Genomic DNA, 19,227 nt, shown 5'->3' with positions numbered 1-19,227 from the left:
GTCCGCCGTAGTCGACAGGTACGTCAACACGCGTAAAAGGGGCGGGGCCCCGGATCGTGATCCGGGGCCCCGCCCCTTTTGAACGCTGCCGACGCCTAAGGCGTACTACTGGCCGTCAGTTGTCGTCCTCGTCGATGAGGAAGCCGCGCATCGGCGAGGGAGCCTGGCCCATCGGGGAGGGACCCTGCGGACGTACCGGAGCCATCGGCTGAGTCATGGCCGGGGACATCTGCTGCTGACCGCCGTAGGACGGGGCGGCCGGGCTGGGAGCGCCCATGCCCGGGTTGCCGCCGTACGACGGGGCGCCGGCGCCGGCCGGAGCCATCGAGGGCGCCGGGGACGGCGGCAGGGAAGCCGTGGCCGGGGTGCGCGGCGGAGCGAGCGAGTCGTCGGCCTGGGTCTCCAGCTGGCGCAGCTGGGACTCGAGGTACGACTTCAGACGCGTGCGGTACTCGCGCTCGAAGCCGCGCAGGTCCTCGACCTTGCGCTCCAGCGTGGCGCGGGCGGACTCCAGGGAGCCCATCGCGACGCGGTGCTTCTCCTGCGCGTCCCGCTCCAGGGCGTCGGCCTTGGCACGGGCGTCGCGCTCGAGACCCTCGGCACGCGAACGCGCCTCGCCGACGATCTTGTTGGCCTCGGAACGGGCCTCGGCGATCGCCTGGTCGGCGGTCTGCTGGGCCAGCGAGAGGACACGCGCGGCGCTGTCGCCACCGGGACCCTGACCGGGGCCGCCCATCGGACCGCCCATGGGGCCGCCCATCGGACCGCCCATCTGCTGCATGGGGGGCTGGCCGCCCATGCCCTGGCCCATGGGGCCACCCTGACCCATCGGACCCTGGCCCATCGGGCCGGGACCCTGCGGGCCACCCTGTCCGCCGGGACCGGCGGGCAGCTGCGGGGCACCGCTCGGCAGCTGGGGCGGGCCGCCCATGGGGCCGCCCATCTGCTGCTGCGGCGGGCCAGATATGCCGGCGGGCACCGGAGCGCCCGGACCTCGCATGCCCTGCTGCGGCATCCCCTGCGGAGGCATCCCCTGCTGGGGCATGCCGCCCTGCTGCATACCGCCCTGCTGCATGCCGCCTTGCTGCATGCCGCCCTGCTGCATACCACCCTGCTGGGGCATGCCGCCCTGCTGCTGGTCCTGCTCGGGGGGCTTGCGCATGTTCTGCTGGTTCTGGGCGGCAGCGCGCGTGGCCGCGGCCAGTTTGGCGCGCAGGTCCTCGTTCTCGCGGAGCAGGCGCGTCAGTTCGGCTTCGACCTCATCGAGGAAGGCATCGACCTCGTCCTCGTCATAGCCTTCTCGGAGGCGGACGGTCGTGAACTGCTTGTTCCGCACGTCCTCGGGGGTCAACGGCATCTCTTCACCTCAACGTAGTCGTCGGCATCGGCAAGACGGTAGTTCACATCGCTCACAGCCGGCTCACGATCGAGATCAGGATGTAGACGATGATCATCAGTACGAAGAAGGACAGGTCGAGCGCCACGCCCCCGAGACGCAACGGCGGGATGACCCGCCGCAGAAGCTTGAGCGGTGGATCGGTGACAGTGTAAGTGGCCTCCAGAACGACCACCATCGCCTTGCCGGGCTGCCATGAGCGGGCGAACTGGAAGACGTAGTCCATGACCAACCGGAAGATGAGCACGATGAGGAAGACCATCAGCGCGATGTAGACGACATCCAGGACCACGCTCATGTTCGGTGCTTCCCTCTCCCCTGCTCTGTGCCGATCTGTACTGCTTGGTGCTGCTCTGTACTGCTTGTTCCGGTCGTGCGTCTCAGCTCTGGTTGAAGAACCCGCCCTCTGCGATGCGGGCCTTGTCCTCCGCCGTGACATCGACGTTAGCAGGCGACAACAGGAACACCTTCTGCGTCACCCGCTCGATGCTGCCGTGAAGACCAAACACCAAACCGGCCGCAAAGTCGACAAGTCGCTTCGCGTCTGTGTCATCCATCTCAGTCAGATTCATGATCACCGGGGTGCCCTCACGGAAGTGTTCCCCGATGGTACGGGCCTCGTTGTAGGTCCGGGGGTGAAGCGTGGTGATCCGGTAAGGCTCTCGTTCGGACACGACCTTGGGCATGATCACCGGTGCGTTCTTCTCCAGGGACTGACGTTCTTGTGTGATGGATGCCACGGGCGCGATACGCGCCGGACGTCCGGATTCCGCGGGGAGCGAAGCGGAACGGGCCGCCGGCTCACGCGGAGCGGGCGGCTGCACGATTCGCACCTCTTCGTCCCTTTGGGACTGATGCGCTCCGTGTGACTGGTGGGACGGCTCGTGCCGCCGGTGATCCCGTTCGGGTTCCGGGTCGAGCTCGGGTTCGAAGTCGTCGTCGGGGTCGAATCCCCGGCCGTCGTACCCATCGTCCTCCACGAGGCCGAGGTAGACCGCCATCTTGCGCATCGCGCCGGCCATGCTCTGAGTCCTCCGCTCTGTGGTGGATCGACTTCCGACTGCCAAGTCCCGCGATCCACGTGGCCCTTCTGTCCGCCTTTCGGCGGTAATGACCATATTTTCTACTGTGGTCCGACTTCCTGGCGACGTTACCCGAGCCCGGCGCGGACTCCGAGTACCGCGGTGCCGACGCGTACATGTGTCGCTCCGGCCGCCACGGCCTCCTCGAGGTCCGCACTCATCCCTGCGGACACCATGTTCGCAGCAGGATGGGCTCGGCGCAGGTCAGTCGACAAATCCATCAACCGCCCGAACGCCGCCCGTTGGCGCCCCGCGTACTCCCCGGTCAGAGGTGCGACGGTCATCAGTCCGTCGATCCGCAGCCCCGGTGAGCCGGCGATCAGGTCCGCCAACTCCGCGACGCCGCCCGGGCCCACGCCCCCGCGCTCGCCCCGCTCGCTCGACCCCGCGTCCAGGGCGACCTGGACGAGGCAGCCCACCTCGCGGCCGGCCCGCACGGCCTCCTTCGACAGGGCCGTCACCAGCCTGGCGCGGTCCACGGACTGCACCACGTCCGCGTAACCCACCACGGAGCGCACCTTGTTGGTCTGCAACTGTCCCACGAAGTGCCAGCTGAGCGGCAGGTCGGAGCACTCGGCCGCCTTGGGCGCCGCGTCCTGGTCCTTGTTCTCGGCGACGTGCCGCACGCCGAGCCCGGACAGGATCCGCACGTCGCTCGCCGGGTAGGTCTTGGTGACCACGATCAGGGTCACGTCCTGCGGCGCGCGCCCGGCGGCCGCGCACGCGGCGGCGATGCGCTCGCGCACCTTCGCCAGATTCGCGGCGAGTTCGTCCTCACGGTCCGTCATGTGCATCAGTCCAGCCAGACATATCCCGCGAGTCGCCCCGTGGCGCGATCGCGGCGGTACGAGAAGTGGTCGTCCGACTCCCGTGTGCACACGGGCGAGGACTCCCGGTCGTGCACCCCGAGCCGGTCGAGCTGCGCGTGCACGCCGGCGCTCACGTCGAGCGCGGGAGTGCCCCAGCCCGTCTCGGCGTGCGCCGCCGGCTCGACGGCGGCCACCTCGGCGCGCATCGCCTGCGGCACCTCGTAACACCGGCCGCACACGGCGGGTCCGGTGCGGGCCACGATCCGGGCGGGGTCGGCGCCGAGCCGCTTCATGGCGTCGACGGCGGCGGGGACGATCCCGGCGACCATGCCCGGCCGTCCGGCGTGGGCCGCGGCGACCACCCCGGCGACCGGGTCGGCCAGCAGCACCGGCACGCAGTCCGCCGTCAGCACGGCGAGGGCGAGTCCACGGGCCGCGGTCACCAGTGCGTCGACCGCGGGGACGTCCGCGGTGGTCCACGGACCGGCGACCTCGGCCACCTCATTGCCGTGCACCTGGTTCATCCAGACGACCCGGGCCGGGTCCAGCCCGAGCGACGCGGCCGCCAGTCCGCGGTTGGTCCGCACGGCGTCGGGGTCGTCGCCGACCGCTCCGCCGAGGTTGAGCTGCTCATACGGAGCGGCGCTCACCCCGCCCCACCGGTCGGTGAAGGCGAAGTGCGCGCCGCTCACGCTCTCGCGCTGTCCTATCACTTCAGGAAGTCCGGCACGTCCAGTTCCTCGGCCGCGCTGTCCGTGTAGGTCCGCGACGGCGGCACCGGCGGGGAGACCGAGAGGTCGGCCGCGGGCTCGGGGGCCGGCTCCGGCTCCTCCTTCGGCGTGACGCTGCCGAGCGAGCCGAACGACGGACGGCTCTCGGGCTGCCGTACGGGGGTGGGCTCCTCCCGGCGGGCCGAGGACGAGGACGAGCCCATGACGGTCTCCCGGCGGGCCGGGGGCTGGCCCCCGTCGAAGCCGGCCGCGATCACGGTGACCCGGACCTCGTCGCCGAGCGCGTCGTCGATGACCGCGCCGAAGATGATGTTGGCCTCGGGGTGGGCGGCCTCGCTGACCAGCTGGGCGGCCTCGTTGATCTCGAACAGGCCGAGGTCGGAGCCGCCGGAGATGGAGAGCAGCACGCCGCGGGCGCCGTCGATGGAGGCCTCGAGCAGGGGCGAGGAGATCGCCATCTCGGCGGCGGCCACCGCGCGGTCGTCCCCGCGGGCCGAGCCGATGCCCATGAGGGCCGAGCCGGCCTCGGACATGACCGACTTGACGTCGGCGAAGTCGAGGTTGATCAGGCCGGGGGTGGTGATGAGGTCGGTGATGCCCTGGACACCGGAGAGCAGGACCTGGTCGGCCGACTTGAACGCGTCCAGGACCGAGACCTGGCGGTCCGAGATGGACAGCAGCCGGTCGTTGGGGATGACGATGAGGGTGTCGACCTCTTCGCGGAGTTCGGCGATGCCGTCCTCGGCCTGGTTGGCGCGTCGCCGGCCCTCGAAGGTGAAGGGGCGGGTGACCACGCCGATGGTGAGGGCGCCGAGGTTGCGCGCGATGTTGGCCACGACGGGCGCGCCGCCGGTGCCGGTGCCGCCGCCCTCGCCGGCCGTCACGAAGACCATGTCGGCCCCCTTGAGGACCTCCTCGATCTCCTCGCGGTGGTCCTCTGCGGCCTTGCGGCCGACGGCCGGGTTGGCGCCGGCGCCGAGTCCGCGGGTGAGTTCGCGGCCGACGTCGAGCTTGACGTCGGCGTCGCTCATCAACAGCGCCTGCGCGTCGGTGTTGATGGCGATGAACTCGACGCCCTTGAGACCGACCTCGATCATCCGGTTGATGGCATTGACACCACCGCCGCCGACACCGATGACTTTGATGACTGCGAGGTAGTTCTGCGGTGCTGCCACGTCGAAGGCCTCTCGCCTCGAGTTACGTGTCGTCGGCTCGCAGGTGGTGCGATGCGACGACTGATGCCGAATGGGACGGTCCGTTTCGCCGACCCGAACCCTAACGCTGAAGTTTAGGGTTACCAGTGTGTCCGTTCCTTGAAGTCTTCTGAACAGGACACTAAGTCGACAAGTGGCGCCCGTTCAACGAACACGCCGAACCTCCCGTTTTTCTTTTCACCCTATGTGATCAGCCGTGTCACTGCCCAACCAGGGTGCTGGCCTGCGCTGATGTGCGTCAACTCCCCGATGACGCAGGGGCGGTGGGAGCACTCACGTCGAAGTGCCGCGCACCCGGGGCGGCTTTCATGAGAGCGGTCAGCGCGCGGCCCTTCGCGGCGCCGTTCTCGGCGCTTCCCCAGGCGACCGTGCGGCCGCGCCCCAGGTCCAGCGAGATGTCGTCGTAGGAGCGGACCTTGACGACGCGGGTCTCCCGCGCGACGGCGGACGGGAGGGAACGGGCGGCCGTGACCGCCTCGCGCACCAGTCGCTCCGCGCCGAAGCGGCGCAGGCTCGCCGCGGCCGAACGCGAGGAGGAAAGGACCGTTTCGAGAAGGGGCACCCCGGCGGGGGCTTCGGAAACCGTGGCGAAACGGACTCCCTCGTCGTCGACTTCCACGAATTTCGCCCCCTTTCGCACCAGCAGCACCGGAGTGCGTTCGGTCACTTCCAGGTCGATTCCGTGGGGCCAGGAACGCACCACGTCGACCGAGTCGATCCGGGGCAGTTCCCTGCGCAGCCGCGCCTCGATCGCGCCGGTGTCGACGGAGACCAACGGCGCCCCGACCGGCACGTCGGCGGCCTCGCGCACCTGCTGGGGCGTGAGCACCGCCGTGCCCGAGACGCCGACGCTGCGCACCCGCAGCCACTGCGAGCCGTACAACGCCCAGACGGCGCCGGCGCCGAGGAGCACGACGGCGCACGCCAGGATGATGATCGTACGAAGTCGACGCGTCATCCGTCGCCGGGCGAGGGGCGGGCCGGAGGACTCCCGCTGGCGTGCACCGCGCTCGGCGGTGTCTGGTCCGGCCACGCTCCCTGCCCTTTCGTCGGACGTGCCTAGCGGTGTGCGCGAGAGGCGGCGATCGCCTCGTACACCATGCCGACGAGCAGGTCGTCGGCGTCACGGCGGCCGAACTCACCGGCCGCGCGGGACATCTCGTACAGCCGGTGCGGGTCGGCGAGGACGGGCAGGACGTTCTCCCGGACCCAGTCGGGAGTCAGTTCCGCGTCGTCGACCAGCAGTCCGCCGCCCGCCTTGACCACCGGCTGGGCGTTCAGCCGCTGTTCGCCGTTGCCGATGGGCAGCGGGACGTAGGCGGCCGGGAGCCCGACGGCGGAGAGCTCGGCGACGGTCATCGCGCCCGCCCGGCAGAGCATCATGTCGGCGGCGGCGTACGCGAGGTCCATGCGCTCGACGTACGGTACCGGGATGTACGGGGGCATCCCCGGCATCTGCTGCACGTGCGGCAGTTCGTTCTTCGGGCCGACCGCGTGCAGGATCTGGATGCCGGCCTGCTGGAGCCACGGCGCCACCTGCTGGACGACCTCGTTGAGGCGGCGCGCGCCCTGCGAACCGCCCGAGACCAGCAGGGTCGGCAGGTTGGGGTCGAGGCCGAACATGTGCCGGGCCTCGGGGCGGGCCGCGGCGCGGTCCAGAGTGGCGATGGAGCGGCGCAGCGGGATGCCGATGTAGCGGGCGTCGCGCAGCTTGCTGTCGGGCGTCGAGACGGCGACCCGGGCCGCGTAGCGCGAACCGATCTTGTTGGCCAGGCCGGGGCGGGCGTTGGCCTCGTGGACGACGATCGGCACGCCGAGGCGCTTGGCGGCGAGGTAGCCGGGCAGGGCCACGTACCCGCCGAAGCCGACGACGGCGTCCGCCTTGGTGCGCTCCAGGATCTGCTCGGCGGCCTTGATCGTGCCGCGCAGCCGGCCCGGGACGGTGATCAGTTCAGGGGTGGGCTTGCGCGGCAGCGGAACGGCGGGAATCAGCGCGAGCTCGTAGCCCCGCTGCGGGACGAGCGTGGTCTCCAGGCCGCGCTCCGTGCCCAGGGCCGTGATCCCCACACCGGGGTCCTGCCTGCGCAGGGCGTCCGCGAGGGCGAGCGCGGGCTCGATGTGGCCGGCGGTCCCCCCGCCGGCGAGTACGACATGCACCGAAATTCACCGCTCTCCGGACGGGCGCGCCGCCGAGGCACGCCGTCGCATCGTGTTCCATCTCCGGGGGCTTCGGTCGAACGCCGAGCCCCCCGACCCCCGCTTTCTACCAAAGCGGGGGTGCCGCATCGCAAGCGCCGCCCGCGCAGCGGGCTCGTCGCGTGCGAAGGCGATCAGCAACCCGATGGCGAACATGGTCGGAAGCAGGGCGGAGCCCCCGTAGGAGAACAGCGGGAGGGGGACGCCGGCGATCGGCAGCAGGCCGAGCACCGCACCGATGTTGATCACCGCCTGAGCGGTGATCCAGGTGGTCACACCTCCCGCGGCGTACCTCACGAAGGGGTCCTCCGTGCGTCCGGCCACGCGGATACCCGCATAGCCTAGAGCCGCGAACAGGGCGAGCACCGACAGCGTCCCCGCCAGACCCAGTTCCTCGCCGGTGATGGCGAAGATGAAGTCGGTGTGCGCCTCGGGGAGTTGGCCCCATTTCTCCACACTCGCACCGAGTCCGGAGCCGAAGATCCCGCCGGAGGCCAGGGCGTAGATCCCGTGCACGGCCTGCCAGCAGGCGTCGCCGGGGCCGGGGTCGGTGGCGCCGATGCACTGAAGGCGGGCCATGCGGTTCGGGCTGGTCTTGATGAGGATCACGCCGAGGGTGGCGGCGATCGACAGGACCCCGACGAAGAGCCGGGTGGGCGCCCCCGCGAGCCACAGCAGGCCGAACAGGATCGCCGTCAGGATGATCGCCGTGCCCATGTCGCCGCCCAGCATGATCAGCCCGAGCAGCATGAACGCGACCGGCACCAGCGGCACCAGCATGTGCTTCCACTGCGCGAGCAGGTTCCGCTCCTGTTTGCGGGCGAGGAGGTCGGCGCTCCACAGGACCAGCGCGAGCTTGCCGAACTCGCTGGGCTGGATCTGGAAGGAGCCGCCGAGCGAGATCCAGTTCTGGTTGCCGTTGACCGACATCCCTATCCCCGGCACCTGCACCAGCGCCATGAGGAAGACGGCGCCCGCGAGGATCGGGTAGGCGAGCCCGCGGTGCAGCTTGACCGGCATCCGCGACGCGACGAGCAGCAGCACGGCGCCGATGGAGGCGGCCAGGAACTGCTTGCGGAAGAAGAACGAGCCGGGCAGCGACATCTGCAACGCGGTGATCTGGGAGGCCGAGTAGACCATCACGAGGCCCAGCACGGTGATCAGCAGGCTGCCGCCGAAGATCAGGTAGTAGGCCGTCAGCGGCCGGTCCCAGGCCTTCCTGAGGCGCGTGTGGAGCCGTCGCAGGGGGTTGTCGCGGCCGGACCGGGAGGGGGCGGCGGGTCGGCGGACGGTCCGCTGGACGGGCGGACGCCCGGTTCGGCTACCGGGCATCTTCCGCTCCGTACCCGCCGAGCCGTCCGCTGTACGTCGGCCGTGACGTTCCCACGCGTCCCTCCCAAGGTCGCCCGGCAGGCGGCCGGGTCAGGCGCCGAGTTCGCGGACGGCCTGTGCGAACGCGTCACCGCGCTGGTTGTAGTTGACGAACATGTCCATCGAGGCGCAGGCCGGGGCGAGGAGCACCGTGTCGCCTGCGACGGCGAGGCGGCGGGCCTCCCGGACAGCCGCGAGCATCGCCCCAGTGTCGGTCCGGTCGAGGTCGACGACGGGTACTTCCGGGGCGTGTCGCGCCAGGGCTTCGCGGATCAGGGCGCGGTCGGCGCCCATGAGGACGACGGCGCGCAGGCGCGGGGCGGACTCGGCGACGAGTTCGTCGAAGGTCGCGCCCTTGGCGAGTCCGCCGGCGATCCAGACGATCGACGGGTAGGACGCCAACGAGGCCTGCGCGGCGTGGGTGTTGGTGGCCTTGGAGTCGTCGACGTAGGCGACGCCGTCCACGTCGGCCACGTGGGCGATGCGGTGGGCGTCCGGGGTGAAGGCCCGCAGGCCGTCCCGGACGGCCTTGGCGGGCACCCCGAAGGCGCGCGCGAGGGCCGCCGCGGCGAGGGCGTTGGCGATGTTGTGCGGGGCGGGCGGGTCGACGTCCTTGACCTCGGCGAGTTCCTGGGCGTTCTTCTGCCGGTTCTCGACGAAGGCGCGGTCGACCAGGATGCCGTCCACCACGCCGAGTTGGGACGGGGCGGGCGCGCCCAGGGTGAAGCCGACGGCCCGGCAGCCCTCCTCGACATCCGCCTCGCGCACCAGGTCCTCGGTGGCCCGGTCGGCGACGTTGTAGACGCAGGCGACCTGATTGCCCTCGTAGACGCGCCCCTTGTCCTTGGCGTACGCCTCCATCGAGCCGTGCCAGTCGAGGTGGTCGGGGGCGAGGTTGAGGACGGCGGCGGAGTGGGCGCGCAGCGAGGGCGCCCAGTGCAGCTGGTAGCTGGAGAGTTCGACGGCGAGGACGTCGTACTGCTCGTCGCCGGTCACCGCGTCCAGCAGGGAGACGCCGATGTTGCCGACGGCGGCCGTGCGCAGTCCGGCGGCCTCCAGGATGCAGGCCAGCATCCGGGTGGTGGTGGTCTTGCCGTTGGTGCCGGTGACGCAGAGCCAGGGGGCGGCCGGCCTGCCGTCCAGCCCCCTGATCCGCCAGGCGAGTTCGACGTCGCCCCAGACCGGAACGCCGGCCTCGCGCGCCGCCGTGAACAGCGGCTTGTCCGGCTTCCAGCCGGGTGCGGTGACGACGAGTTCGGCGCCGTCGGGCAGGGTGTCCCCGTCACCGAGGCGCACGGTCACGCCCAGCGCCCGGAGTTCGGCGGCCTGCTCCCGCGCGCGGGCGTCGTCGCCGTCGTTGACGACGGTGACGTGTGCGCCGAGCCCGTGCAGCACCTTGGCCGCCGGTACGCCGGAGACGCCGAGTCCCGCGACGGTGACGTTCTTCCCCTGCCAGTCGGTCACTTGTCCGCTGCCCATCCCGCGTAGAAGAGGCCCAGTCCGACGATCACACAGATGCCCTGGATGATCCAGAAACGGACCACGACCAGGACCTCGGACCAGCCCTTGAGTTCGAAGTGGTGCTGAAGTGGCGCCATGCGGAAGACCCGCTTGCCGGTGAGCTTGAAGGAGCCGACCTGGATGACCACCGACATGGTGATCAGCACGAACAGGCCGCCCAGGAGGGCGATCAGCAGCTCGGTGCGGGAGCAGATCGCCAGACCGGCGAGCACGCCGCCGAGCGCCAGCGAACCGGTGTCGCCCATGAAGATCTTGGCCGGCGAGGTGTTCCACCACAGGAAGCCCAGGCAGGCGCCCATCAGCGCCGAGGCGATGACCGCGAGGTCCAGCGGATCGCGCACCTCGTAGCAGGCGCTGGGGTTGGTCAGCGTCTCGCCGTTGGCGCAGGACTCCTGGAACTGCCAGACGCCGATGAAGGTGTAGGCGCCGAAGACCAGGACGGAGGCGCCGGTGGCGAGGCCGTCCAGGCCGTCCGTCAGGTTCACGCCGTTGGACATCGCGAGGATCATGAACAGCGCCCAGACCACGAACAGCACGGGGCCGATCGTCCAGCCGAAGTCCGTGATGAACGACAGCTTGGTGGAGGCGGGCGTGTTGCCCCGGTTGTCGGAGAACTGCAGCGACAGCACCGCGAAGGCGATGCCGACGATCAGCTGGCCGGCCATCTTCGCCTTGGCCCGCAGACCCAGCGAACGACGCTTGACGATCTTGATGTAGTCGTCGAGGAAGCCGACCAGGCCCATGCCGCACATCAGGCCCAGCACCAGCAGACCGGAGTAGGTCGGCGGCTTGCCGGTGATCACCTTGGACAGGAAGTACGCGGCGACCGTCGCGAGGATGAAGGCGATGCCGCCCATGGTCGGCGTACCGCGCTTGCTGGCGTGCTCGCGCGGGCCGTCGTCGCGGATGTACTGGCCGTAGCCCTTGCGCGCCAGCAGCTTGATCAGCAGCGGCGTTCCGACCAGCGTCAGGAAGAGGCCGATCACACCCGCGAACAGGATCTGATTCATCATCGGGCGGCGACCTCACCCTCGGTGCCGGTCGCGAGCAGCGCCTGCGCGACGCTCTCGAGGCCGACCGAACGGGACGCCTTCACGAGCACGACGTCCCCCGGGCGCAACTCGCTGCGCAACAGGTCGACAGCCGCCTGTGCGTCGGACACGTGCACCGACTCCTCACCCCACGAACCCTCGTTGTATGCGCCCAGTTGCAGCCAGGCGGCTTCCCTGCCCCCGACCGCGACGAGCTTGCCGACATTGAGCCGGACGGCGAGCCGTCCGACCGCGTCGTGCTCGGCGAGCGCCTCGTCCCCGAGCTCGGCCATCTTGCCGAGCACCGCCCAGGTCCGGCCCCCCGTCGCCTGTGAGGCTTTGCCCATTGCCGCGAGCGCGCGCAGGGCGGCTCGCATGGACTCGGGGTTCGCGTTGTAGGCGTCGTTGACGATCGTCACGCCGTCCGGGCGCTCGGTGACCTCCATACGCCAACGGGAGAGGGAGCCCGCCTCGGAGAGCGCGGTGGCGATCTCTTGCGCGGACATGCCCAGCTCATGGGCGACGGCGGCCGCGGCGAGCGCGTTCGACACGTGATGCTCACCGTACAGGCGCATGGTCACATCGCTGCACCCGGAGGGTGTGCGAAGACTGAAGGCGGGCTGTCCGCTGTCCGTGAGTCGCACGTTCTCGGCCCGAACGTCCGCTTCGCCGGACTCTCCGAAAAGGACCACCTTCGCCTGTGTACGGGAGGCCATGGCGCGGACCGCGGGGTCGTCGGCGTTGAGGACCGCGACGCCGCCCTCGCTCGCCGGCGGAAGGGACTCGACCAGTTCGCCCTTTGCCTGTGCGATCTGTTCGCGGCCGCCGAACTCGCCGATGTGGGCGGTGCCGACGTTGAGCACGAGGCCGATCCGCGGGGGCGTCAGTCCGGTGAGGTAGCGGATGTGCCCGATGCCGCGGGCCCCCATCTCCAGCACGAGGAAGCGGGTCTCCTCGGTGGCCGACAGCGCCGTAAGCGGCAGTCCGATCTCGTTGTTGAGCGAGCCGGGCGTGAACACGGTCGGCGCCTTGCGCCGGAGCACCTGGGCGATGAGGTCCTTGGTGCTGGTCTTGCCGGCCGAGCCGGTGAGACCGACGAGGGTCGCGCCGAGCGTGTGCACGACGTGCCGGGCGAGGGCGCCGAGCGCGGCCTGGACGTCGTCCACGACGATCGCGGGGACGCCGACGGGCCGCGAGGCCAGCACGGCCGCCGCGCCCGCCTCGACGACCTGGGCCGCGTAGTCGTGGCCGTCCACGCGTTCGCCGACGAAGGCGACGAAGAGGCTGCCGGGCTCCACTTCACGGGAGTCCCGGACGACCGGTCCGGTGATCCGCACGGACGGATCCGGTATGTCGTGCGTCTGCCCGCCGACGACTGCTGCGATCTCGGCGAGGGAGAGGGCGATCACAAGTTCATCCCTGGGTCTGCTGGATAGCTTCGCGAAGCACCTGGCGGTCGTCGAACGGTCGGACGACGCCGGCGATGTCCTGGCCCTGCTCATGGCCCTTGCCCGCGACCAGCACGGTGTCCCCGGCGTGCGCGCGGGCCACGACCGCGGCGATGGCGGCGGCCCGGTCCTCGAACAGCAGGACCTCGCCGCGTTCGTGGGCGGGCACGGACGCCGCGCCTTCGAGCATGGTCGCGAGGATCGCGAGCGGATCCTCGGAGCGGGGGTTGTCGGAGGTCAGCACGGCGGTGTCGGCGAGCCGGGCGGCGGCGGCGCCCATCGGGCCCCGCTTGGTGCGGTCCCGGTCCCCGCCGCAGCCGAGGACGACGTGCAGGCGCCCCTTGGTGACCTTGCGCAGCGCCCGCAGCACCGACTCCACCGCGTCCGTCTTGTGGGCGTAGTCGACGACCGCCAGGTAGGGCTGTCCGGCGTCCACCCGCTCCAGCCGGCCCGGCACGCCCGGCACAGCGGCGACGCCGTCGGCGGCGGTCTGCGGGTCGATGCCCGCGGCGGCGAGGGAGACGATCGCGGCGAGGGTGTTCGCCACATTGAAGGAGCCGGGCAGCGGCGACCTGGCGGACGCCCGCGCCCCGCCCGGGCCCACCACGGCGAACGTCGAGTCCATCGGGCCGATCTCGACGTCGACCGCGCGCCAGTCGGCGTCCGGGTGGCCCTCGGCGGAGAAGGTGACGACCGGGACCTCCGCCTCCTCGATCAGCCGGCGGCCGTACGCGTCGTCGAAGTTGACCACGCCGAGTTTGCTGCGTTTCCGGGTGAACAGCTGCGCCTTGGCCCGGAAGTAGTCCTCCATGCCGGAGTGGAACTCCATGTGCTCCGGGCTGAGGTTGTTGAAGACGGCGATGTCGAAGACGCAGCCGTCGACCCGGCCGAGCACCAGGGCGTGGCTGGACACCTCCATGGCGACGGCCTCCACGCCGCGCTCGCGCATGACGGCGAACAGGGCCTGAAGGTCGGTGGCCTCGGGGGTGGTGCGCTCGGACTTGATGCGCTCGTCGCCGATGCGCATCTCCACGGTGCCGATGAGCCCGGTGGACCTGACCGATTTCAGGCCGCCCTCGACGAGGTACGCGGTGGTCGTCTTGCCCGAGGTGCCGGTGATGCCGATCTGGAGCAGGCCGCGGCCGGGACGCCCGTAGATCGTGGCCGCCAGCTCGCCCATCGACCCGCGCGGGTCGTCGACGACCAGGGCGGGCAGCCCGGTGGCGACGACGCGTTCGGCGCCGGCCGGATCGGTCAGCACGGCGGCCGCGCCCAGGCTCGCGGCCTGGGTGGCGAAGTCGGCGCCGTGCAGGCGGGCCCCCGGGAGGGCGGCGTACAGGTCGCCGGGACGGACCGCGCGCGAGTCATGGGTGATGCCCGTGATCTCGACGGCGGCGTTCTCCGGCTGCGCGGCGCCCAGCTGATCGGCGAGGTCCGCTAGGGGTGTGGCGGAGACCTGGGCCGGTCGCGGCGGTCCCGGATATGTCACGGAAGCGGCCTTCTGGGTGGTTTGGGACTGATCAGCGTGTGGCACGGCGGTGAGCGTACCGGGCGCACCCGCCCGGGGGCGAAGCGAGGGCGCGGCGGGGGACTCGGGCGGTGCGGGTTTCCCGGGGTCGGGAGTGATCATGGTCACGGGCTCGGTTCCTGGCTTGTTCGGCGCTGAACAGTGGCGGGCGGTGGTCGTGGGCGGGCGGGGGGCGGGGCGGGGGGCGCGTCCCGGGCGGCCCGCGGCGGGCGGCCCGGGACCGGCGCGGTCCGGTCAGGGAGTGAAGGAGACCGGGAGGTTCGCGGCCTTCGCCCCGGTCGGCGGGACCTGGAGGGTCTTCAGGGCGAACTCCATGACCTGCTTGAAGACGGGACCGCAGATCTGGCCGCCGAAGTAGCTGCCCTCGGTGGCGTTCTGGATCGCGCAGTACACGGTGATCCGGGGGTTGTCGGCGGGCGCGAACCCGGCGAACGACGAGGTGTACCCCTTGTAGGTGCCGGTGGCCGGATCCACGCGGTTGGCGGTGCCCGTCTTGCCCGCGACGCGGTAGCCGGGGATGCGCGCCTTGGCACCCGTTCCCTGCTCGTCGTCCACGACCGACTCCAGCATCTGGGCGAGGGTCTTCGCCGTCTTCTGGCTGACGACCCGGGACTTGGCGGGCGTCCGGGCGGGAGTGAAGCGACCGTCCGGCCCCCTCGCGCCGCGCACCAGGGTGGGCTCGACGCGGACCCCGCCGTTGGCGATCGTCGAGTACACCGAGGCCGCCTGGAGCGCGCTGAGCGACATGCCCTGGCCGAACGGGATCGTGTACTGCTGCGACGTCGACCACTTGCCGGGCGCGGCGAGGATGCCCCTGGTCTCGCCGGGGAAGCCGAGCCCGGTGGGGCCGCCGATCCCGAACTTGCGCAGGTAGGAGTACAGGACCCGGTTGGCCTGGGCCTGGGTCTTGCCGAGCTGGCCGGTGGCCAGGATGGTGCCGATGTTGCTGGACTTGGCGAGCACGCCGTTGAGCGTGAGGTACCAGGTGGCGTGGTCGACGTCGTCCTGGAACAGGCGGTCGCCGCGGTGCAGCCGGTTGGGCACGGTGACGTGGGTCAGCGGGGTGGCGGCGTTCTCCTCCAGCACCGCGGCCATCGACATCACCTTGGCGGTGGAGCCGGGCTCGAAGGCGTCCTGGACGGACGGGTTGCCGAGGTCGGCGGCGCGGGCCTTGGAGAGGTCGTTGGGGTCGAAGCCGGGCGAGTTGGCCATCGCGAGGATCTCGCCGGTGCGCGTGTCCTGCACTATCACGTAGCCGCGGTCCGCCTTCGACTGCTCGACCTGGTCGGCGATGGCGTTCTGCGCGGCCCACTGGATGTCGCGGTCGATCGTCAGCTCGACGTCGGAGCCCGGCACCGCCGGGGTCTCGGTGGAGCCCGCGGTGGGCACCTGGCGGCCGCCGGACTGGGCGTAGCGGATCTTGCCGTCCTTGCCGGCCAGGGTGGCGTTCAGCTGCTGCTCGATGCCGCCGCCGCCCCTGCCGTCGGCGTTGACCCAGCCCAGTATCCCGGCGGCCAGGTCGCCGTTGGGGTACACCCGCTTGCTGCTGGGCACGGAGAACACCCCGCCCAGGACGTTGACCGTGCCAGGGTCCGTCGCCGACTTGGCGGAGAGCGCGGACCTCAGGTCCCTGATCTGCTTCCAGACCTGCGGGGTCTGCCGGCCGGCGAGCTTGACGTAGCGCAGGTCGGGGTTCTTGGGCCGCAGTTTCCTGACCAGCGCGGCCTGGTCCTGGCCGAGGATGGGCGAGAGGAGGGCGGCGGCCTGCTCGGGGCCGTCGTCGACCTTGAGCTTCTCGCGGGCGAACATCGTGGGGTCGGCCGTGATGTCGTAGGCGTCCTCACTGGTCGCGAAGGCCACACCGGCGCGGTCGGTGATCTCGCCGCGCTCGGCGGCCAGCACCTGGCCGACGTACCGGTTCTGCTCGGCCTTGGCGGTGTAGCTGCTCGCGTCGACGGCCTGCACCTGCAGAAGGCGGAAGACGAAGGCGAGGAGCACCAGCGTCAGCGCGAGGCCGACCATGCGCAGCCGGGGCCGGGGGCTGCCGAGCCGGATGACGCGCGGGGCCGCGGGGCGGGCGGCGGCCGGGCGGCGGACCGGACGGCCGCCGGGACCCGGGCGCCGCTGGGCGGACGCGGGGCGGGAGGGCCGGGCGGGGCCGGGCACCCGCCGGCGCGGCGGTTCCCTGTCGGACACTTCCGTCACCTGCCGGGGGTCTCGGGGGTGGTTGCGGTCGGCTCGGGGGCCGCGCCCCGCGCCGGCGCAGCGAGCGGGGCGCCGCTCGGGGCCGGCGAGGGCGGCGACCCGATCGTCTGGGACGACAGCAGGGCCTCGGGGGGCCGGACGGCGGGGGCCTCCTGCGCGGACTGCCGGTCCGCGGGCGAGGGGACGCCCTTCACGGTGCCGTCGGGGTTGAGGAAGGCCGGGTCGCCGCCCGGGACCATGCCCAGTTCGCGTGCCCGGCGCTGGAGGGCGTCCGGGGCGGAGTAGGAGTCGATGTCGCGCTGGAGCGCTTGCTCCTCGTCGGTGAGGCTCTTGGTGTCCTTGCGCAGGTCGTCCATCTTGAACGAGCCCTCGCTGAGCGCGGAGTTCAGCACGAGCAGTCCGATGAGGCCGCCGCCGAGGAGCAGCACGACGAGGAGGACGAACGGGGTGCGGGCCGCCTGGCGCGGGCCTGCCGGGAGGAGCCGGGCCAACCGGGCGGCCTTCCCCTTCAGTTCGGGTCTCCCGCTCACTCGCCCTCCCCCGGGTGGAACGCGCCACCCTCGGCTCACGCCCGTCATTCGATGGACTCCCTGATCCGCTCCGCCCCGCGCAGCCGCGCCGGTGCGGCGCGCCGGTTCTCGGCGATCTCTTCCTCGGTGGGAAGTTCGGCACCACGGGTGAGCAGCTTGAGCCTCGGCTGGTAGCGCTCGGGCACGACGGGCAGTCCCGGCGGGGCGGTGTTGGCGGCTCCGGCCGCGAACACCTGCTTGACCAGCCGGTCTTCGAGGGAGTGGTACGACAGGACGGCGATCCTTCCGCCCACGGCGAGCGTCTCGACGGCCGCCGGGATCGCGCGTTCCAGGACGGAGAGTTCGCCGTTGACCTCGATGCGCAGCGCCTGGAAGGTGCGCTTGGCGGGGTTGCCGCCGGTGCGCTTGGCGGCCTGCGGAAGGGCGCCCCGGATCAGCTCGACGAGCCGGGCGCTGTTGGTGAACGGCTCCTTGTCGCGCTCGCGCACGACGGCGGAGACGATCCGCTTGGCCTGCTTCTCCTCGCCGTACGCCCGCAGGATCCGCACGAGTTCGCCGGGAGGGTAGGTGTTGAGGACCTCGGCGGCGCTGACGCCGGTCGTCTGGTCCATGCGCATGTCGAGCGGGGCGTCCTGGGCGTAGGCGAAGCCGCGGTCGGCCTCGTCGAGTTGCATGGAGGAGACGCCGAGGTCGAACAGGACGCCCTGCACGCGCGTGTGCCCGAGCCGGTCCAGCACCTCGGGCAGCTCGTCGTATACGGCGTGCACGAGGGTGGCGCGGTCGCCGAAGGGGGCGAGGCGTTCGCCGGACAGGCGCAGTGCCTCCTTGTCGCGGTCCAGGGCGACGAGCCGGGCCTCGGGGAACCGCGTCAGCAGGGCCTCGCTGTGGCCGCCGAGGCCGAGCGTGCAGTCGACGACCACCGCTCCGGGCTCCCCCAGGGCGGGGGCCAACAGGTCCAGGCACCGCTGGAGCATCACCGGGACATGTCGACTGTGGCTCAAGGGGCCCTCTCAGATGCGGCGGGTGGTACGCACCGCCGGGTCCCCGCCCCCTGGTGAAGGGAAGGCCCTCCGGCGCCGCGGGGAGATCTCCGGCGGCCGGGCCGGGGTCTCTCGGGGTTCAGTCCAGCAGGGAGATCGTCGCCTCCCGCTTCGCGTCACTTTAGTCCACGGTGTCTCGCGGTCAATCAACCGGCCTGCGCGGCGCGGCCCAGGGCCGCGCACCACGTCCGGGCGGCTGTGGCGTACCTCACAAAAGGGGCGTGATGACGCTCTTTTTCCGTACCCACAGCGAGACCGGAAGAGCCGTGACCAGTACCGTCATGAGTATGACGACTTCCGCATCCGTACCCGTCGAATCCGAAGGCGCCATACACGGCGGCGCTGTGACCGACCGCCTCGTGGCGGCGAACGAGAGGTACGCCGCGGCCTTCACCGACCCCGGCATGGACGCCCGCCCCGTTCTGGAGGTCGCGGTCGTGGCCTGCATGGACGCCCGCCTCGACCTGCACGCGGCGCTCGGCCTGGAGCTCGGCGACTGCCACACGATCCGCAACGCCGGCGGCGTGGTCACCGACGACGTGATCCGTTCGCTCACCATCAGCCAGCGCAAGCTGGGCACGCGCAGCATCGTCCTGATCCACCACACGGGCTGTGGCCTGGAGGCGATCACCGAGGACTTCCGCACCGAGCTGGAGATGGAGGTCGGGCAGCGTCCGGCCTGGGCGGTGGAGGCCTTCCGCGACGTCGACCAGGACGTCCGCCAGTCGATGCAGCGGGTGCGCACCTCCCCGTTCCTGCTGCACACCGACGACGTGCGCGGCTTCGTGTTCGACGTGCGGACGGGCTCGCTGCGCGAGATCGCCCCCGCCTGACCTCCTGCGCCCGGCCTCCTCCGCCGCTCGCCGATGCCCGTGCGACCTGTCACGGGCTCGGCCGTTCACTGTCGTTTCGCTGTTGATCCGCGCCTCCAGGGCACCCGGATCCCCATAAAACCGACATATCGCGGACAGTTGTCCACAGGCGAGTGACACGAATCGGTAACGGCAGCAAGAATGCGAGGGTGACGCCGCGCTGAGCACTTTCGCGGCGGCGTCCGTGATTCGGGGTGGGCCGGTTTGCCGCACAGTGCGTCGGCCCGGAGAAAGTTTGGGCCGAGGAGGGCCG

At 71.3% G+C, this 19,227-nt stretch carries 17 protein-coding genes; 1 reads left to right on the top strand and 16 read right to left on the bottom strand.

Features of this window, described 5'->3' with window-relative positions; all coding sequences use genetic code 11:
- Nucleotides 1-115 precede the first annotated feature (115 nt).
- The 16 genes from ACGFSH_RS04650 to rsmH all read right to left on the bottom strand — a co-directional run bounded on the left by ACGFSH_RS04650 (nucleotide 116) and on the right by rsmH (nucleotide 18,063).
- Nucleotides 116-1,357, bottom strand: a complete 1,242-nt coding sequence (locus ACGFSH_RS04650) for a DivIVA domain-containing protein (RefSeq protein WP_393344920.1) — start codon at nucleotides 1,355-1,357, stop codon at nucleotides 116-118.
- 52 nt (nucleotides 1,358-1,409) lie between these two features.
- Nucleotides 1,410-1,694, bottom strand: a complete 285-nt coding sequence (locus ACGFSH_RS04645) for a YggT family protein (RefSeq protein WP_020129925.1) — start codon at nucleotides 1,692-1,694, stop codon at nucleotides 1,410-1,412.
- 82 nt (nucleotides 1,695-1,776) lie between these two features.
- The gene (locus ACGFSH_RS04640; protein WP_329408939.1) at nucleotides 1,777-2,418 is read right to left on the bottom strand and encodes a cell division protein SepF; all 642 of its coding nucleotides are present in this window, start codon (nucleotides 2,416-2,418) and stop codon (nucleotides 1,777-1,779) included.
- Nucleotides 2,419-2,546: 128 nt separating this feature from the next.
- On the bottom strand, nucleotides 2,547-3,266 hold the full coding sequence (locus tag ACGFSH_RS04635; protein ID WP_393344918.1) for a YggS family pyridoxal phosphate-dependent enzyme: 720 nt from the start codon (nucleotides 3,264-3,266) through the stop codon (nucleotides 2,547-2,549).
- Nucleotides 3,267-3,271: 5 nt separating this feature from the next.
- Nucleotides 3,272-4,000 carry a peptidoglycan editing factor PgeF gene (pgeF, locus tag ACGFSH_RS04630; protein ID WP_393344916.1) on the bottom strand — a complete coding sequence of 243 codons (729 nt, stop codon included), beginning with the start codon at nucleotides 3,998-4,000 and terminating at the stop codon, nucleotides 3,272-3,274.
- A complete protein-coding gene (gene ftsZ / locus ACGFSH_RS04625; protein ID WP_256906829.1) occupies nucleotides 3,997-5,193 on the bottom strand; it encodes a cell division protein FtsZ in 1,197 nt (398 codons plus the stop codon). Before ftsZ ends, pgeF begins: the two co-directional genes overlap by 4 nt.
- A gap of 277 nt (nucleotides 5,194-5,470) precedes the next feature.
- Nucleotides 5,471-6,265, bottom strand: coding sequence for a cell division protein FtsQ/DivIB (locus ACGFSH_RS04620; protein ID WP_393344914.1), 795 nt, complete (start codon nucleotides 6,263-6,265; stop codon nucleotides 5,471-5,473).
- Nucleotides 6,266-6,291: 26 nt separating this feature from the next.
- Nucleotides 6,292-7,389: an undecaprenyldiphospho-muramoylpentapeptide beta-N-acetylglucosaminyltransferase gene (gene murG / locus ACGFSH_RS04615; RefSeq protein ID WP_393344912.1), complete on the bottom strand. Its 1,098-nt coding sequence runs from the start codon at nucleotides 7,387-7,389 to the stop codon at nucleotides 6,292-6,294.
- Between the two features lie 6 nt (nucleotides 7,390-7,395).
- Entirely contained in the window at nucleotides 7,396-8,760 is a 1,365-nt protein-coding gene (ftsW, locus tag ACGFSH_RS04610) for a putative lipid II flippase FtsW (protein ID WP_329408949.1), read from the bottom strand.
- A gap of 90 nt (nucleotides 8,761-8,850) precedes the next feature.
- Nucleotides 8,851-10,278 carry a UDP-N-acetylmuramoyl-L-alanine--D-glutamate ligase gene (murD, locus tag ACGFSH_RS04605; RefSeq protein ID WP_393344910.1) on the bottom strand — a complete coding sequence of 476 codons (1,428 nt, stop codon included), beginning with the start codon at nucleotides 10,276-10,278 and terminating at the stop codon, nucleotides 8,851-8,853.
- Complete coding sequence (gene mraY, locus ACGFSH_RS04600) at nucleotides 10,260-11,333, bottom strand: phospho-N-acetylmuramoyl-pentapeptide-transferase (RefSeq protein WP_079662913.1); 1,074 nt, start codon at nucleotides 11,331-11,333, stop codon at nucleotides 10,260-10,262. Before mraY ends, murD begins: the two co-directional genes overlap by 19 nt.
- Nucleotides 11,330-12,760 (bottom strand): UDP-N-acetylmuramoyl-tripeptide--D-alanyl-D-alanine ligase, encoded by a 1,431-nt coding sequence (murF, locus tag ACGFSH_RS04595; protein ID WP_393344907.1) that lies wholly within the window; start codon nucleotides 12,758-12,760, stop codon nucleotides 11,330-11,332. The genes mraY and murF overlap by 4 nt, the downstream gene beginning before the upstream one ends.
- 4 nt (nucleotides 12,761-12,764) lie before the next feature.
- On the bottom strand, nucleotides 12,765-14,435 hold the full coding sequence (locus tag ACGFSH_RS04590) for a UDP-N-acetylmuramoyl-L-alanyl-D-glutamate--2,6-diaminopimelate ligase (protein WP_393344905.1): 1,671 nt from the start codon (nucleotides 14,433-14,435) through the stop codon (nucleotides 12,765-12,767).
- Nucleotides 14,436-14,561: 126 nt separating this feature from the next.
- Complete coding sequence (locus ACGFSH_RS04585; protein WP_393344903.1) at nucleotides 14,562-16,523, bottom strand: peptidoglycan D,D-transpeptidase FtsI family protein; 1,962 nt, start codon at nucleotides 16,521-16,523, stop codon at nucleotides 14,562-14,564.
- Between the two features lie 5 nt (nucleotides 16,524-16,528).
- Nucleotides 16,529-17,062: a septum formation initiator family protein gene (locus ACGFSH_RS04580; protein WP_393344902.1), complete on the bottom strand. Its 534-nt coding sequence runs from the start codon at nucleotides 17,060-17,062 to the stop codon at nucleotides 16,529-16,531.
- A gap of 44 nt (nucleotides 17,063-17,106) precedes the next feature.
- Nucleotides 17,107-18,063 (bottom strand): 16S rRNA (cytosine(1402)-N(4))-methyltransferase RsmH, encoded by a 957-nt coding sequence (gene rsmH, locus ACGFSH_RS04575; RefSeq protein ID WP_393344900.1) that lies wholly within the window; start codon nucleotides 18,061-18,063, stop codon nucleotides 17,107-17,109.
- A gap of 326 nt (nucleotides 18,064-18,389) precedes the next feature.
- On the opposite strand from rsmH, the gene ACGFSH_RS04570 reads away from it, so the two are divergent.
- Complete coding sequence (locus ACGFSH_RS04570) at nucleotides 18,390-18,935, top strand: beta-class carbonic anhydrase (protein ID WP_393344898.1); 546 nt, start codon at nucleotides 18,390-18,392, stop codon at nucleotides 18,933-18,935.
- Nucleotides 18,936-19,227 lie beyond the last annotated feature (292 nt).

Origin of the sequence: Streptomyces sp. NPDC048481 (assembly GCF_043200075.1) — a bacterium.
Lineage (GTDB): Bacteria > Actinomycetota > Actinomycetes > Streptomycetales > Streptomycetaceae > Streptomyces.
This window is presented reverse-complemented; position numbering and strand designations above follow the sequence as displayed.

Bases quoted from the DNA above. Each gene is read 5' to 3' on its own strand.
- ACGFSH_RS04650 (WP_393344920.1), bottom strand. From the start codon at position 1,357: ATGCCGTTGACCCCCGAGGACGTGCGGAACAAGCAGTTCACGACCGTC.
- ACGFSH_RS04645 (WP_020129925.1), bottom strand. From the start codon at position 1,694: ATGAGCGTGGTCCTGGATGTCGTCTACATCGCGCTGATGGTCTTCCTC.
- ACGFSH_RS04640 (WP_329408939.1), bottom strand. From the start codon at position 2,418: ATGGCCGGCGCGATGCGCAAGATGGCGGTCTACCTCGGCCTCGTGGAG.
- ACGFSH_RS04635 (WP_393344918.1), bottom strand. From the start codon at position 3,266: ATGACGGACCGTGAGGACGAACTCGCCGCGAATCTGGCGAAGGTGCGC.
- ftsW (WP_329408949.1), bottom strand. From the start codon at position 8,760: ATGCCCGGTAGCCGAACCGGGCGTCCGCCCGTCCAGCGGACCGTCCGC.
- murD (WP_393344910.1), bottom strand. From the start codon at position 10,278: ATGGGCAGCGGACAAGTGACCGACTGGCAGGGGAAGAACGTCACCGTC.
- mraY (WP_079662913.1), bottom strand. From the start codon at position 11,333: ATGATGAATCAGATCCTGTTCGCGGGTGTGATCGGCCTCTTCCTGACG.
- ACGFSH_RS04570 (WP_393344898.1), top strand. From the start codon at position 18,390: ATGACGACTTCCGCATCCGTACCCGTCGAATCCGAAGGCGCCATACAC.